General features: G+C 30.9%; 16 protein-coding genes. 3 read left to right on the plus strand and 13 right to left on the minus strand.

Going from position 1 to position 13,696, the window contains the following annotated elements; translation table 11 throughout:
• Window positions 1-306: 306 nt before the first annotated feature.
• From BC962_RS15910 to BC962_RS15955, 10 genes are all read right to left on the minus strand, one after another.
• Window positions 307-717 (minus strand): hypothetical protein, encoded by a 411-nt coding sequence (locus BC962_RS15910; RefSeq protein ID WP_121347046.1) that lies wholly within the window; start codon window positions 715-717, stop codon window positions 307-309.
• Window positions 718-908: 191 nt separating this feature from the next.
• Window positions 909-1,691, minus strand: a complete 783-nt coding sequence (locus BC962_RS15915; protein ID WP_147405670.1) for a hypothetical protein — start codon at window positions 1,689-1,691, stop codon at window positions 909-911.
• Window positions 1,692-1,891: 200 nt separating this feature from the next.
• Window positions 1,892-2,179 carry a type II toxin-antitoxin system RelE/ParE family toxin gene (locus BC962_RS15920; protein WP_121347050.1) on the minus strand — a complete coding sequence of 96 codons (288 nt, stop codon included), beginning with the start codon at window positions 2,177-2,179 and terminating at the stop codon, window positions 1,892-1,894.
• On the minus strand, window positions 2,172-2,411 hold the full coding sequence (locus BC962_RS15925) for a ribbon-helix-helix domain-containing protein (RefSeq protein WP_121347051.1): 240 nt from the start codon (window positions 2,409-2,411) through the stop codon (window positions 2,172-2,174). The genes BC962_RS15920 and BC962_RS15925 overlap by 8 nt, the downstream gene beginning before the upstream one ends.
• Before the next feature lie 201 nt (window positions 2,412-2,612).
• The gene (locus BC962_RS15930) at window positions 2,613-3,353 is read right to left on the minus strand and encodes an RDD family protein (protein ID WP_121347053.1); all 741 of its coding nucleotides are present in this window, start codon (window positions 3,351-3,353) and stop codon (window positions 2,613-2,615) included.
• Window positions 3,354-3,511: 158 nt separating this feature from the next.
• Window positions 3,512-4,036: a hypothetical protein gene (locus tag BC962_RS15935; protein WP_121347055.1), complete on the minus strand. Its 525-nt coding sequence runs from the start codon at window positions 4,034-4,036 to the stop codon at window positions 3,512-3,514.
• Window positions 4,037-4,204: 168 nt separating this feature from the next.
• On the minus strand, window positions 4,205-5,617 hold the full coding sequence (locus BC962_RS15940; protein WP_121347057.1) for a hypothetical protein: 1,413 nt from the start codon (window positions 5,615-5,617) through the stop codon (window positions 4,205-4,207).
• A 161-nt stretch (window positions 5,618-5,778) separates the two neighbouring features.
• Complete coding sequence (locus BC962_RS15945; RefSeq protein ID WP_121347058.1) at window positions 5,779-6,501, minus strand: hypothetical protein; 723 nt, start codon at window positions 6,499-6,501, stop codon at window positions 5,779-5,781.
• Between the two features lie 150 nt (window positions 6,502-6,651).
• Window positions 6,652-7,320 (minus strand): carboxypeptidase-like regulatory domain-containing protein, encoded by a 669-nt coding sequence (locus BC962_RS15950; RefSeq protein ID WP_121347060.1) that lies wholly within the window; start codon window positions 7,318-7,320, stop codon window positions 6,652-6,654.
• 166 nt (window positions 7,321-7,486) lie between these two features.
• Window positions 7,487-9,022: an ATP-dependent nuclease gene (locus BC962_RS15955; RefSeq protein ID WP_121347062.1), complete on the minus strand. Its 1,536-nt coding sequence runs from the start codon at window positions 9,020-9,022 to the stop codon at window positions 7,487-7,489.
• Window positions 9,023-9,407: 385 nt separating this feature from the next.
• On the opposite strand from BC962_RS15955, the gene BC962_RS15960 reads away from it, so the two are divergent.
• From BC962_RS15960 to BC962_RS15970, 3 genes are read left to right on the plus strand one after another with little or no spacing between them, the layout of a single operon-like run.
• Entirely contained in the window at window positions 9,408-10,358 is a 951-nt protein-coding gene (locus BC962_RS15960; RefSeq protein WP_121347064.1) for an SDR family oxidoreductase, read from the plus strand.
• Between the two features lie 9 nt (window positions 10,359-10,367).
• Window positions 10,368-11,279 (plus strand): helix-turn-helix domain-containing protein, encoded by a 912-nt coding sequence (locus tag BC962_RS15965; RefSeq protein ID WP_121347066.1) that lies wholly within the window; start codon window positions 10,368-10,370, stop codon window positions 11,277-11,279.
• Between the two features lie 3 nt (window positions 11,280-11,282).
• Window positions 11,283-11,792, plus strand: coding sequence for a hypothetical protein (locus BC962_RS15970; RefSeq protein WP_121347068.1), 510 nt, complete (start codon window positions 11,283-11,285; stop codon window positions 11,790-11,792).
• Window positions 11,793-12,010: 218 nt separating this feature from the next.
• Here the strand turns inward: BC962_RS15970 and BC962_RS15975 are convergent, their stop codons facing one another.
• From BC962_RS15975 to BC962_RS15985, 3 genes are all read right to left on the minus strand, one after another.
• Window positions 12,011-12,685: a hypothetical protein gene (locus BC962_RS15975; protein WP_147405671.1), complete on the minus strand. Its 675-nt coding sequence runs from the start codon at window positions 12,683-12,685 to the stop codon at window positions 12,011-12,013.
• A 195-nt stretch (window positions 12,686-12,880) separates the two neighbouring features.
• Window positions 12,881-13,243: a hypothetical protein gene (locus tag BC962_RS15980; protein ID WP_121347072.1), complete on the minus strand. Its 363-nt coding sequence runs from the start codon at window positions 13,241-13,243 to the stop codon at window positions 12,881-12,883.
• A gap of 3 nt (window positions 13,244-13,246) precedes the next feature.
• Window positions 13,247-13,468 (minus strand): hypothetical protein, encoded by a 222-nt coding sequence (locus BC962_RS15985; protein WP_121347074.1) that lies wholly within the window; start codon window positions 13,466-13,468, stop codon window positions 13,247-13,249.
• Window positions 13,469-13,696: the final 228 nt, after the last annotated feature.

Genomic DNA, 13,696 nt, shown 5'->3' on the forward strand with positions numbered 1-13,696 from the left:
GGAGGTGGTGGATTTCCTAATCTAATGTCACTATGCAAATTTTTAATTAGCAATGGAAATATCTCATAAGCAACTTCCTTTTCAAATTTTAATTTTTCAGTTTTATTTTGACAACTTAAAAGAAGAAAGCAAAAAATGATTAAAATTATTTTTCTAAACATATTGGCTACAACGGTCTTGGTTAAGGCAAGTAGGGTGGAGTAGGGACACATTCTTGTCGGCTTAGTTGTTTTTTACCTGGTGTCTAAAATAGCACTTTTCACTAAAATGCCCGCTATTTGCGCTTAACCGATGTTGTGCAAAGTGCTATTTAGCTCTGACAGGTTTTATTTTCCAAATTATTCCGTTTACCGTAAATAAGATAAATATCATAATTAACCACTTATAAACTTTTTCAAAAGTCCAAAATGGCAGAGGCGAAAAATCTCTCTCCATATCAATTATTACGTCTATCATTATAATATTCCATATAATTTCTAAACTATATAGGATTACATAAATCATTAAAAAAGTCCATATAATTTTAATGTTAAAGATTATTTGTCCGATAAGTAATGGTATAGGAGTTAAAACTGACCACCAATAAAATGCATAGGAATTATTTTCTGACATACTTTTCAATTCACTAAACCAAATAATGATCCATAGTACTAGTCCAATTCCATAAAGAAGTCTTTGAATATTGTCATTCAACAAATAATCAGATATTTTTTTCAATATTCTTATGTTTATTTTTAAATTTTACTGGGTCTGGGCATTTTGCACAACGGTCTTGGTTAAGGCAAGTAGCGTGGAGTAGGGACGCCAACTTGTCGGCTTAGTTGTTTGTTTCTTGGTCTCTAAAATAGCACTTTTCACCAGAATGCCCGCTATTTGCGCTTAACCGATGTTAGCTATAGTATTGCTTACTAAAATCCCCATGGACTTTTTGAATATTTAAATGGGCTTTCAAATGATTTCCATTCTGTGGTTACTAATTTCTTCCCGTCAATATTCATAGGAGTAAATCGAACTTTGTAATTTCCATCTTTATTGTAAGCAAAACCACCTGAGCACATTCCGTGTCCAACTCGTAACTTTCCTTCCCAGGTTTTAATTATATATGTTGTTGTAGTTTTTGTTCTTTCATCATAGACTTCTGTTCTATACCAAATTTCTGATTCAGATGAATTTTGTGGTTGGAAGATGGCATAGGCTTCTGGGCCACATCCATAATACTGAACATCAGTTTGCTCAAATTTTAAACCTAGATTTTTATTTAAGTCCTCTGTTTGATTATTTGTTACCTTCCATGCTACAGGTTCATGTTCTTTTCTTTCACGATTATATCTTGTCAGTTCTTTATAATTCTCTTTGTCAGTCAAATGAGTGAATTTTAAAAAATACTTCTTATTAAGTTTTAATTTTTTTGCAGGTTTAAAAATTGCTTGAGTTAAACTCATTTGTCCAATTAATATTTCTTGTAAAATCAAATCTATCTTATCTCCATCTTCACTTTCCAAATACGCTTTCCTATCATTTTTAAAGGAGTTTATTACTTTTTGGCTATAAGAATAGCCTTCTATTATGAACATCGAATTTTGACTAACTGTGGTTTGTTCTGGAAAATATGTAATTCCACTCATAGCGCATTCAGCACTTGATTGATGTATAGTAAATAATAAGATTAATATTATAAATGTATTTTTCATATTATTGATTTTAATAGATCTGAAATTTCTCTATAGCAATATTATAGCTAACGGTCTTGGTTAAGGCAAGTAGCGCGGAGTAGGGTCGCGTCCTTGTCGGCTTAGTTGTTTTTTACTTGGTATCTAAAATAGCACTTTTCACCAGAATGCCAGCTATTTGCGCTTAACCGATGTTGGCAACAGTATTTTTGTCCGGAAGATTAAAGTATATTATTCAAATCTTGTCTTCCAATAATTGCCATTATTTCAACAATATTGTCATTTATTTTATAGAAGATACTGTCAGAACCGCATACACAACGTCTGTATCCATCTTTTATAAAATCAACCGATTCAAACGAATATGGTCTTTGGGCAATAATGTCAAAATACTCAAAAAAGGAATCAAAGTATTTGTCTGCTTGAGCATTTCCAAACTTTCTGACTCCGTAATGATGAATTCGTATCAAGTCTTCTTTGGCTTCATTACTTAATCTATAATCAGCCATTAAGTCGAGACTTTGATAGTGCTAGGATTTGCTCTTTACTATCACTGGTAAATCCACTTTCTTCAGCTTTTTCTAGTTTAGTTTTAATCCAGTCAATTTGAACTTGTTGACTTCTAGCTTGTCTGATTAAATCATTGACAAGTTCACTTTTGCTAGAGTACTCTTTTTTGTCCACTTGGTTTTTCAACCAATCATCATTTGGCTTTGTGAATGAAATACTTTGTCGTGTCATAATATAATATTTGATGTAAATTTACACCAAATATGTATCAGTTGCAATTTTTTTTATATTGTTGCCAACGGTCTTGGTTAAGGCAAGTGGCGAGAGTAGGGACGCGTTCTTGTCGGCTTTGTTGTTTGTTACTTGGTGTCTAAAATATCACTTTCCGTTGGAATACCCGCTATTTGCGCTTAACCGATGTTGGCACCAGTATTAATAGTTGAAACTTGTTATTTTCCATTTGCCATCTTTTGGTTTAATCAGTTCTACTTGAACGTTCATTTCTTCCTTATCTCCAATCACATTTATATCATAGGTTGCTATTCCTTCTCCATTTGTTATATTAACATTTCCAGTCGGCATCCAGCCATAATCTATAATTTCCCCTACTTGTTGGTTTATTTCTTTGTTATTTTCAATCTCCGTAATAGCTAATTTATAAGCATTTGAAGTTTTTAAACTTGAAGCCACAAATGATAGAATAAATGCAAAGAATATAATTCCTAATCCTATTACGGATAGTATTCTGGGAATTTTTTTAGTCTTGTTTGGGTTTTTATATACTATAGTTTTAGCAATTTTATCTCCATGTCTTTGTTTGTTCTTATTAAATACTATTACTATAAATTCTAATGGCCAGATTAATAGAGTTATGTTTCTTACAAATAGGTTTATTAAAGAAGGAGATTCAACTGAGGAACTTTCTTTTCTAACCACAATACCCATTATCCATTTACCGAAACTAATACCATTGACTGAATCTTTTCCAAAATACAATATCAAACCTAGTGGAATACTAATAATCGCAAGAAGAAAGGGAAAATCATCTTCTCTTTCTATAAAATTTGGGCCTAACAAAAGGAAAATTATACTTACTAAAAGAAATGTAATTACATAGTAATCAATTATTAGAGCTACTAATCTTCTTTTTCGGCTTGCTAAATTTAATTGCATTTTTGTTTTTTAATATTGGTGCCAACGGTCTTGGTTAACGCAAGTTGCGGGAGTAGGGTCGCGAACTTGTCGGCTTTGTTGTTTTTTACTTGATGTCTAAAATATAACTTTTTCTTGATTGCCCGCTATTTGCGCTTAACCGATGTTACCCACAGTTTTCAACGATAATAATTTGGATTAAAAAGCTCATGTCGAAGAGGAAAATCTTTAGTCATAAATTCTATTGCTTCTTTTGCATTATTTTCATTTTTAAAGTACATAATGGAATCTCTTTTAAAATGATTTTTATTCAATACGAATATTTCAAATGTATTGAATGATTCACTTAAGTCAGGTTTTGCGGCTGAGAAAAACGCGAATTTTTGTCTCTTCTTAGACTTTAATATTGATACAACTGGTCTGTCGTTCAAGTCAACTTTTCGTTTAAAGATTGTATATCCTTGGAAGAATTTGGCTTTATAAAGTTTACCTCCATTTTTAATCATTCCTTTTTTAGAAAATGCTAATGATATAAAAGCCCAAAAGAAGAGTAGAGCAAGTAGAAATATTATATACCCTTTCCAATTTAAGTCCACCTCTAAAATTGCAATTATGAATAATAGGAATGGAAGTGAAAATACTATTAAAATAATTTTCTGATGAATGGAAAAGCTTGTTTCCAATATTAATTTTTCTGATATCATTTTTTAGTAAGAATCATTTTTTAATTGTGGGTAACGGTCTTGGTTAAGGCAAGTAGCGTGGAGTAGGGACACGTTCTTGTCGGCTAAGTTTTTTGTTTCTTGAAGACTAAAATATAACTTTTACGTGAATACCCGCTATTTGCGCTTAACCGATGTTACGTGCAGGCTTTATTTTCTAAATTTTCTAAATGAAACTAATATTTCATAGATGCCAATAGCAATAAATATTTTACCAATCACAAATGGAATCCATTGCCATATACTTAAAAAGTACACTTTGTCAACAACAAAGGGATTATGAAAATCTGTAAGTAAGAAATATCGAAACAGTCCAGTTAAATATTCATTATATCCAGAAAGATCAAATTGTCTGGACGAATTATAAATTATATAAAGTATAGAATAAAAGAAAACAGCAACAAAAATTGTTCTTTTTAATGCTCTTACCCAGTCTGTACCATTATTCGAAAAGAAAGTATTGACTTTCAAAATTGACAAATCTCTTCTTATTTTTCTTCTGTTATAGCCTTTTTTTCTTTTAAGTTTGATTTTTAATTCTTCTTTATAGGAGCTTAATTCGTGGGCGCGAAAGTTGTCATAGTCTATCTTGTTATCTGCTCGTAGTAATTGCTGTTTTATATTTCTTAAAGTCCGCTTATTGCATTTACTAAAGTTATGAATTTGAATATCATCGAAAAATGCAGGCTTTTCAAATATTGTTTTATCTATAATAACTGAATTCAATTCTAATTCTTGAAAAGAAACAATTTCTTGGAATTTTGAGGTTTCTATATTAAGCTCGTAAAGCTTTGAATTATTAAAATATGTGTATTTGAAAAAGTTACAACTTTTGAATTTGACTCTAGTTCTATTTTCATTTTTTAGCTTTTCAAACAATGCTGTTCCTTCAAAATCATTTGAACTAAATTCTGAATCTAATCCAAAATCGGTTAATGAAAAGTTTGATTTCTGAAACACGTTATTTTTGAAATAACTATTTCTCATTACATTAGAAGTAAATTGAAATTCATTTTTGAACTTATTTTTGTCAATATCAATTCTTTCGAATGTACTATTGTGAATTTTTAATAGTTCAATTTTAGATTCAAGTATAAGAAGATTTCCTTTAGATTTTAGGTTAAGAAAATCTATATTATATTCAATTTCACAATTATTAATTGTGAGGTTTATTTCATCAAAAATTTGTTGCTCAGGTTTTTTCTCACCTTGAAAATGGAAAAAACCGATTTTCATTGATGCTAAATGCAAATTTTTTATGGTTCCAGATATTTCTGAAAAATTCAATTCTTGAACAAAACAATCTTTAAAGTAAATTGCATTAAATAGTTCACAATTTTTAAAATGAAATGATGGTTGTAAATCTGAATCTGCTGTAACACTCCAATTACTAAAATCAATTCTTTCTCCTTCAAATTTGCAATTTGAGAATCTATTGAAGGAACTAACTTTGGACAAATCATAATTAGTACTTTGACTTATTACAAAAATTAAATTATTATGATCTTCTCGTTCTTCGTCCGCAAGTATGTCAAATAAATCTTTTTCGTTTAATGTTCGCATATTTCTGTATAAAGCTTGCAGGTAACGGTCTTGTTTAACGCAAGTGGCGTGGAGTAGGGACGTGAACTTGTCGGCTTTGCTGTTTGTTACTTGGTCTCTAAAATAACACTTTTCACCATACTGCCCGCTATTTGCTGTTAAACGATGTTGGCAATAGTTTTTTACTCATTTTTATTTGGGAATAGATTATTGTAAAACAAATGTAGAAGGCTACCTAGATCCGACATAAAATATAGTATTTCTATTTCTCCACCCTTATAATATGGGTCACGATCTTTATAGCTCAAAGGTTCAACTTTCTCAATTGGTGTTTGTTCTCCTTGCTCTTGATATATCAAACCTAAAACGATAAGTGGGTAAAACTCATCCATATAGATTTTGTTTTTTTCAATTAAGGAGTTCTTTTCTTTCTTAATCAATTCTAGTCGACTGGAAAATGATGGCAATAGTTTAAGATCATCTAAATAAGCATCTTGAATTAATTTTGTCAATCGTTTGAATTCAAATAAATCAATTTCTTCAAGCGCTTTTAATTTACATAATCGCCCGAAAACTTTACACTTTTCATACGTTTCTAAATTGTCAATTGCCATTAAAATTTTTTCGGAACCTGAGCTATTCTCATCATCAAGATCTCTTGTCAGTTCAACTCTTTCTTTCCAGTTGGTATCACTTAATTCTAGTAATACATTCATTGCTTTTTTTATAAATATCCTATCAGTATATGAGTTATAAGTGTTCCTTACGACTATTAAAGATTTTAAAACTGGTATCTCTTTAATTAAATCAATACCGATGTTATCGTCGAGAACTTTTTCGACCAATTCAATCGTAATTTCTTTAAGATCTTTGGATTTTATTATTTCGTTGAATTCTTCTTTCATAAAAATTATTGCCAACGGTCTTGGTTAAGGCAAGTGGCGTGGAGTAGGGACGCGTTCTTGTCGGCTAAGTTGTTTGTTACTTGATGTCAAAAATAGCACTTTTTCGACTAAGCCCGCTATTTGCGCTTAACCGATGTTGTGGTTAGTATTTTACTCAAGTCTTGTCCAAACTTGTTCCTGATTGTTTTTATTTAAAGTTATAATCTCATTTTTTCTTCTTTGAAGAATTTGTAAAGTGTCAATTTGGTTGAGAATTGGTGTTGGAGCAGATCCTCTTTTCCATTTTCTTAAATGAACTATATTTTCGTAATTGTATTTTTGATTGAATGGAATTTTTACTTCATCATAACCTACAAATGAAATAGTTAATTCTGCGTTACGGTTTTCTTTATTCAATACTAATTTACCATTACCAGATTTATTTGAAGTAAATCCATTATTATCTGCAAGAATGTAAATGTTAGCGTATGGAATAGGATTACCTTCTAAATCAAATACATCTACCTTTAATTCCACTTTTTCATTATCATTAATCCAAAATTTGGATTCAAAATAACTCTTCTTTAATGGTTTTGTCAGATTGTAATTTAAAATTATTTTTTTTCTATCCAGGCTGTAGGTTCCAATTCCGTATTCCTCAGTTCCTAAATGTCCTGAGTGTTCATATTCAAAAATTCCAGTTTTTGAAAAATTAATCGAAGTAGAAAAATCCCCAGTCGGACTTGGAAGTGAATATAAACCTTCTATTGTTTTCTGTGCTGAAATCTGATACGGAAGAATTAAAAGGAAGATTAAAGTCAGTTTGAAAAAATTATTCATTGTTATATTTTTCTGAAATATTAACCACAACGGTCTTGGTTAAGGCAAGTAGCGTGGAGTAGGGACGCGTTCTTGTCGGCTTAGTTGTTTTTTACTTGGTGTCTAAAATAGCACTTTTCATCAGAATGCCCGCTATTTGCGCTTAACCGATGTTGGCATTTCGTTTTTACCCAATAAATTCTTTGATTACTTCAAATTCTTTTGGGATACTTTCTTTTTCAATTGACAATGCATAATTATAGGCAGGTTTTATTTTGTCTTTTGAATTAGGATTTAACTTTTCTGTTCCGGATTTTTCATTCAGGAAACTTTCTAAATTGGGGGATAGTTCTAATCCCCTAGAATTTTTAATAAGATTGCTCAGTACTTTATACTTATCCTCTAATTCATCGTCTGAATCCCAAATAGAGAAATAATTATTCATACCTAATGCACTACATAAACCTGAAAAATAAATTACTCCACCTTTTCCGTTACAATCAATAATAGAAAGCCCAATTCTGTCTATGTCAATTCCCCATTTAGTTTCTAATATTGTTTGGTAAAATATTTTGTCTGATTCACCCTCAACAAACAATATCTTTTTAGCGAAAAAGATTTCATTTCGCTCTGTATTAAAATGCGAATAAATCTTAAATCTTTGTTTATCAGCTTCCAATTCATTTATGAAATCTGATTTTTCAAAATTATAAGTACCATCTTTTTTGTTCTTTTGAAGCATTTCAATTTCGTAAGCTCTTTGTGGATCAACAAAATTTGGATTGTGTGTGGTGTAAAGAATTTGAGTTTTTTCTGATAAATTTTGAAAACTCTTATATAATGATCTTTGAGCTTGTGGGTATAAATAAATTTCCGGTTCTTCTATTCCAAATATGACTTTCCCACCCATCAATTCAGAATAGGTTTGGAATATTGATATCATAAGTAAATTTTGCATACCCGCTCCGACTTCTGTACTATCAAAATGTAAATCTGGATTATCTTCACTAATATGGATTTGAAGTGTTTTGTAAAACCAATTGATATTATAAATATCCAAAACAGGATTAAAATCAGAAGCTAAGCCAGCACTATTTTCATCACATTTTTGTTTAAATTTTTCAGAGAATTTTTTGAAAGTCACTTCATTCTCAGAAAAATCATTTTCTAAAAAATCTTTAGCAGGTTTCATTTTAATTTTGAATTCTTGCTTTAATCTATTTTCATCATTTTCAAAATGTGATATATAATTTTCATAAATCAATTTCATCATTTTCCCTAACATTGTCCATTGACTTACCCTAAGTTCTGAGTTTAAATTCCTTTCTGAAGGAATATAAATAAAATGACATAGTTTTTTAAATTTCTCTTGTCCATAAAAAGTAACCCCATTATTGATAGTGGTTTTTGCAGTTAAATCAGGATATAGACTCATATTCAACTTAATACTACTAACGGGAGTTGGAGGATATCCGCCGTTGCCAGGTACCATAATCGGTAGATTAAATTCTATTTCTATATTTATATCTTCATTAGGGTCGTTGAATAATTCTCTCGCAACTTTAGCTTTTGTTGTCCAACCTTCACCTAGGACTAAATCAATAGCTTTAAGAACATTTGTTTTTCCCGTACTATTTGGTCCTAGTATAGCTGTCAAATTTCGGGGTTTAATAAATAGACTTTGAATAGATCGAAAATTTTCAATCAAGATGCTTTTTATCATATTCTTAAATTATTGTTGCTGTTATTGTTAAAAATGAATGCCAACGGTCTTGTTTAACGCAAGTGGCGTGGAGTAGGGACGCGGACTTGTCGGCTTAGTTGGTTTTTAATTGGTGTCTAAAATAACACTTTTCACCAGAATGCCCGCTATTTGCTGTTAAACGATGTTATACACCGTAGCGACACATACTAATTATTATGAATGAATTATAAAATAGTTGGAGTAGTTTAAATAAAATATAACATTTCATATTTTGGATGTAGTAATTTCGAAACTTTCTTTAGAAACCAAAAAGTATATAACTTTCGAAAATCCGTATAAGAAGCTAAGCCTACTTCTGTCCGACCTTTGTCATATAAATATTAATCATTTAAAAATAGACAAAATGAAAACAAATCAATTTGGTAAAAAAGGTTGGACATCTGATAGAATTGGAAACTTAAAAGGTAAAACATACGTAATAACAGGCACTACAAGCGGAACAGGTTTTGAAGCAGCAAAAATATTGCTTTCTAAAGGAGGAAAAGTTGTTATGCTTAATAGAAATCCAAGAAAATCTGAACAAACTATTACAGCTTTAAAACAAGAACTTGGAAATAAGATTGAAGTATCATCCATAAAAATGGATTTAGCAGAACAAAGCTCTGTAAAAAAAGCAGCTGAAAATGTTCTTAAGACAGTATCTCGAATCGATGCATTAATTTGTAATGCAGCAATTGCACAAGTACCAAAACAAAAGATTACGGTAGATGGATGGGAAAGTCAGATGGGAACAAATCATTTCGGAAATTTCACACTTCAAGCTTTATTATTTCCACTGATAGAAAAATCCCAAGGACGAATAGTTGTTGTAGGTAGTATGGGTTATAATTTAGGAATTAAAACCATCCAGTTTGACGATATGAATTGGGATAAAAATTACAGTCCGAATGGTATATATAGCCAAAGTAAATTGTCCCAAATAATGTGTGTTTACGAATTACAAGAACGATTGGAAGCAGTAGGAAAGTCTGATGTACAGGCTTATGCCTGTCATCCAGGTGCTTCAAGAACTTCATTAATTAAAACCAATGGCAGTTTAATGACTCGATTTGTTTGGCAACTAATGAAATTGTCTCCATTTGTGCAATCAGCTGAAAAAGGTGCTTATCCACAATTGATGTGTGCAACAGAATCAAATATTGATCAAGGTGGTTTTTACGGGCCAACAGGAAAAAATTATTGGACAGGACCAGTTGGAAACCATAAATTAGAGCCACACGCTAAAGATAAAGTGGTTGCTAAAAGATTATGGGAACTTTCGGAAAAAGAAACAGGTGTAAAATGGAATTTTTAAATTTGTATTATGCAACATTTTAAAACACTATCATCATATTTAGATTATTTAGGACTACCTCGACCAGAGCATCCATTGTTGAGCGTGTTCAACTCAAAAGGAGATGGTTATCTACCCTGCCCAAGAGAAAGTTCAACACCAATTACCAATGATTGTTATTCCATTAGTTTCAAAAAATATGTCGAGGGAAATTTAAATTATGGACGAACAAAATATGATTTTACGAATGGAGCTTTAATTTTCATTTCCCCAAGACAAGTCTTACAATGGGATAACAGCGTAGTTTTCGAGAGAAAAGGTTTTTCAATAAACTTTCATGAAGATTTTCTTAAAGGAACAGAAATAGCCCAGCAAATAAAGAAGTATGGTTTCTTTTCTTATTCAACTAATGAAGCCTTGCATCTTTCCCCAAAAGAAGAAAAGCAAATAGAAACCATAGTAAACAATATTGAAGTTGAATATCAAAATAACCAAGATGCATTTAGCAAAGAAATTATAATTGCACAATTGGATACACTGTTAAAATATGCGAATCGTTTCTATGAAAGACAATTTTTAAATAGAAAAGAAATATCAAACGATTTGTTGGATCAATTTAATCAGTACATATCCAAATATTTTGAATCTGGACAATTGCAAGAAAACGGAATCCCAAGCATAGAACAAATCGCTGATAAAATTTCAGTTTCGCAACGTTACTTAAGTGATACTCTTAAAAAAGAAACAGGTAAAACCACCACAGAACATTTGCACTTACACCTCATGGATGAAGCAAAGAATATCTTATTACAACCAAATAAAAGTATCGCCGAAGTTGCTTATGAATTAGGGTTTGAATATCCACCTTATTTTTCGAGATTATTTAAAAAGAAAGAAGGACTAAGTCCAACTGAGTACAGAGATAAATTTAAATTGAATTAAATAATGGAATTATTAAAATTAGCCACGGAATGGGCGAAAGACGAAGTTTTCTCAACACGTTTCTTTATCCTTTTCTCAATTTTATTTTTAATTGCAAGTATTGGATTTTGGCAATTGGGGAAAACAGATTTAGCAAGGGCATATATCATTCCAACGTTTGTAGCGGGTATTTTGCTTATAACTATAGGGTTTGGTTTATATTTCACGAATAAATCAAGAATCAATCAGTTTGAAAAAGCGTTTAACTCCGATGCACCTGCCTTTCTTCAGTCTGAAATTGAACGATCTGAAAGTACTTTAAAGGAATATACAGTTGTATTTAAGGTAATTCCTAGTTTAATTATCATTGCAGCTTTACTAATTCTGTTTATCAATACTCCAATTTGGAGAGCAATTAGCATTACAACTATTGCTATGTTGATAGTTATTCTATTAGTTGACGGAACTGCACATTCTAGAATTAAAGCCTACCACAAGGAATTGAAATTAATAGATGAAACTAGAAGCGCATAAGCATCTTTATTTGACTTAAAATTTTCGAAATTTCTAAAACGGAATTTTATCAATCGTAACAAAAAAACACACTGGAGCTATTGTGTATAACGGTCTTGGTTAAGGCAAGTAGCGTGGAGTAGGGACGCGTTCTTGTCGGCTTTATTGTTTTTTACTTGATGTCTAAAATAGCACTTTTCACCAGAATGCCCGCTATTTGCGCTTAACCGATGTTAGCTTTAGTTGTTTTTCAAAGTTTTCATAGCAACTTCCAATAATTTATCATCTCCAATTTGATCTTTTACTTTTTGGGTGAGCGTTTTGCTTTTATCCCTCAGATTAATAATCGTATAATCAACTAATACCATGAAATTTGATAATTGAGTTTGTTCGAAATTGAACATAGCTACTGAAAGATTTGCGAAAGTTGAGTGTAAATTTTCACCTTCCGCTTCGAATTGAATATAAACTCTATTCTTTTCAAAAATGCTTTTATCGGCATGAGCAATAAATTTGTTTCGCAAATCCATTATGTAATCATGAAATTTCACTAAATCATTAGCGGTAATTTTCTCGTTGTTTGGAAAGTTTTTTTTGAATTGTTTCTTATTTATTGAAATTCTTCCACCTTGTTTGGTGTAATTGAAGCATCTCGCATATGTAATAACTGAATTTGTAAAATATGCTCTTTTCAAAATATTGCTATTTTCAATTTCAGCATTTTCTTCAAGCATTCTCATTTTTTTTAATTCTATGAGACATTCTTTTGCAAATTCTAAATCTTCAATTATTGAATTATAATCATTCAAATGTTTAACGTGAAGAATGCTTTCATCAATTAACCAACTATTTTTTGGCAATGCTTCTTTTAGAATATCTTCTGGATCATCTGAATGAAATTTATTTATATCCAATCTAGTTTTTTTATAGGTTGATTTACGAATTTTTCTGAACAATTAAAGCTAACGGTCTTGGTTAAGGCAAGTAGCGTGGAGTAGGGACACGTTTTTGTCGGCTTAGTTGTTTTTTTACTTGATGTCTAAAATATCACTTTTCAGCGGAATGCCTGCTATTTGCGCTTAACCGATGTTGTGCGCTGTATTCTTGTTTCAAAATTCTGTTATACTACAAATGATTCCTGTCAATATGTTTACAACAATACTTATTATTCCCAGAACTATCTTCTTCCTTGGTTTTATTGTCAAAGAAATGAGATAAAGAAATAATATAGAGACTCCAGTAATAACTGGAATAATTATATAAATAAATCCGCCGTGTCCTGAACTTGGAGGAATATCAGCTTGTAGTGATATTATTACTGAAGCAATAATTGAAAGAAATATAAATATCAAAAATTTAATGCTTAAGTCATTCAGCGCTTTATCTTTTTCTTCTAGTTTTTTATCACTTTTAGATATTCCATAAACTAGAAAAATAAATAGTAGTATTGGGATTATTAAAATTAGAACCATTAATTATTTGTTTTCAAATTCCCAGAGATCCTTCTTATAGCGAATCATATATCTTTCCATATCTTCAAATGGAATTTCATTCTCATAAAATGTTATTGTTCGAGTTTTTTTGCAGTCGTCAGTGAAAATTTCTAATATTAATTTATCATTTTTCCATACTTCTAATCCCATACCATCTCTTTCATTGGTATCACTTATAATCAGTATTTCTTCTTTGTTCGACATTCTATGAATATTGCGCACAACGGTCTTGGTTAAGGCAAGTGGCGTGGAGTAGGGACACGTTCTTGTCGGCTTTGTTGTTTTTTACTTGGTGTCTAAAATAGCACTTTTCACCAGATTGCCCGCTATTTGCGCTTAACCGATGTTGGCAACTGGCTTTTGTAAGTTAACATAATTAGTAATCCCACTATTAATCATCTGGTCTTTCAGGAATGTAAACAACATCGATTT

It is taken from the genome of Gillisia mitskevichiae, from assembly GCF_003634585.1.
Lineage (GTDB): Bacteria > Bacteroidota > Bacteroidia > Flavobacteriales > Flavobacteriaceae > Gillisia > Gillisia mitskevichiae.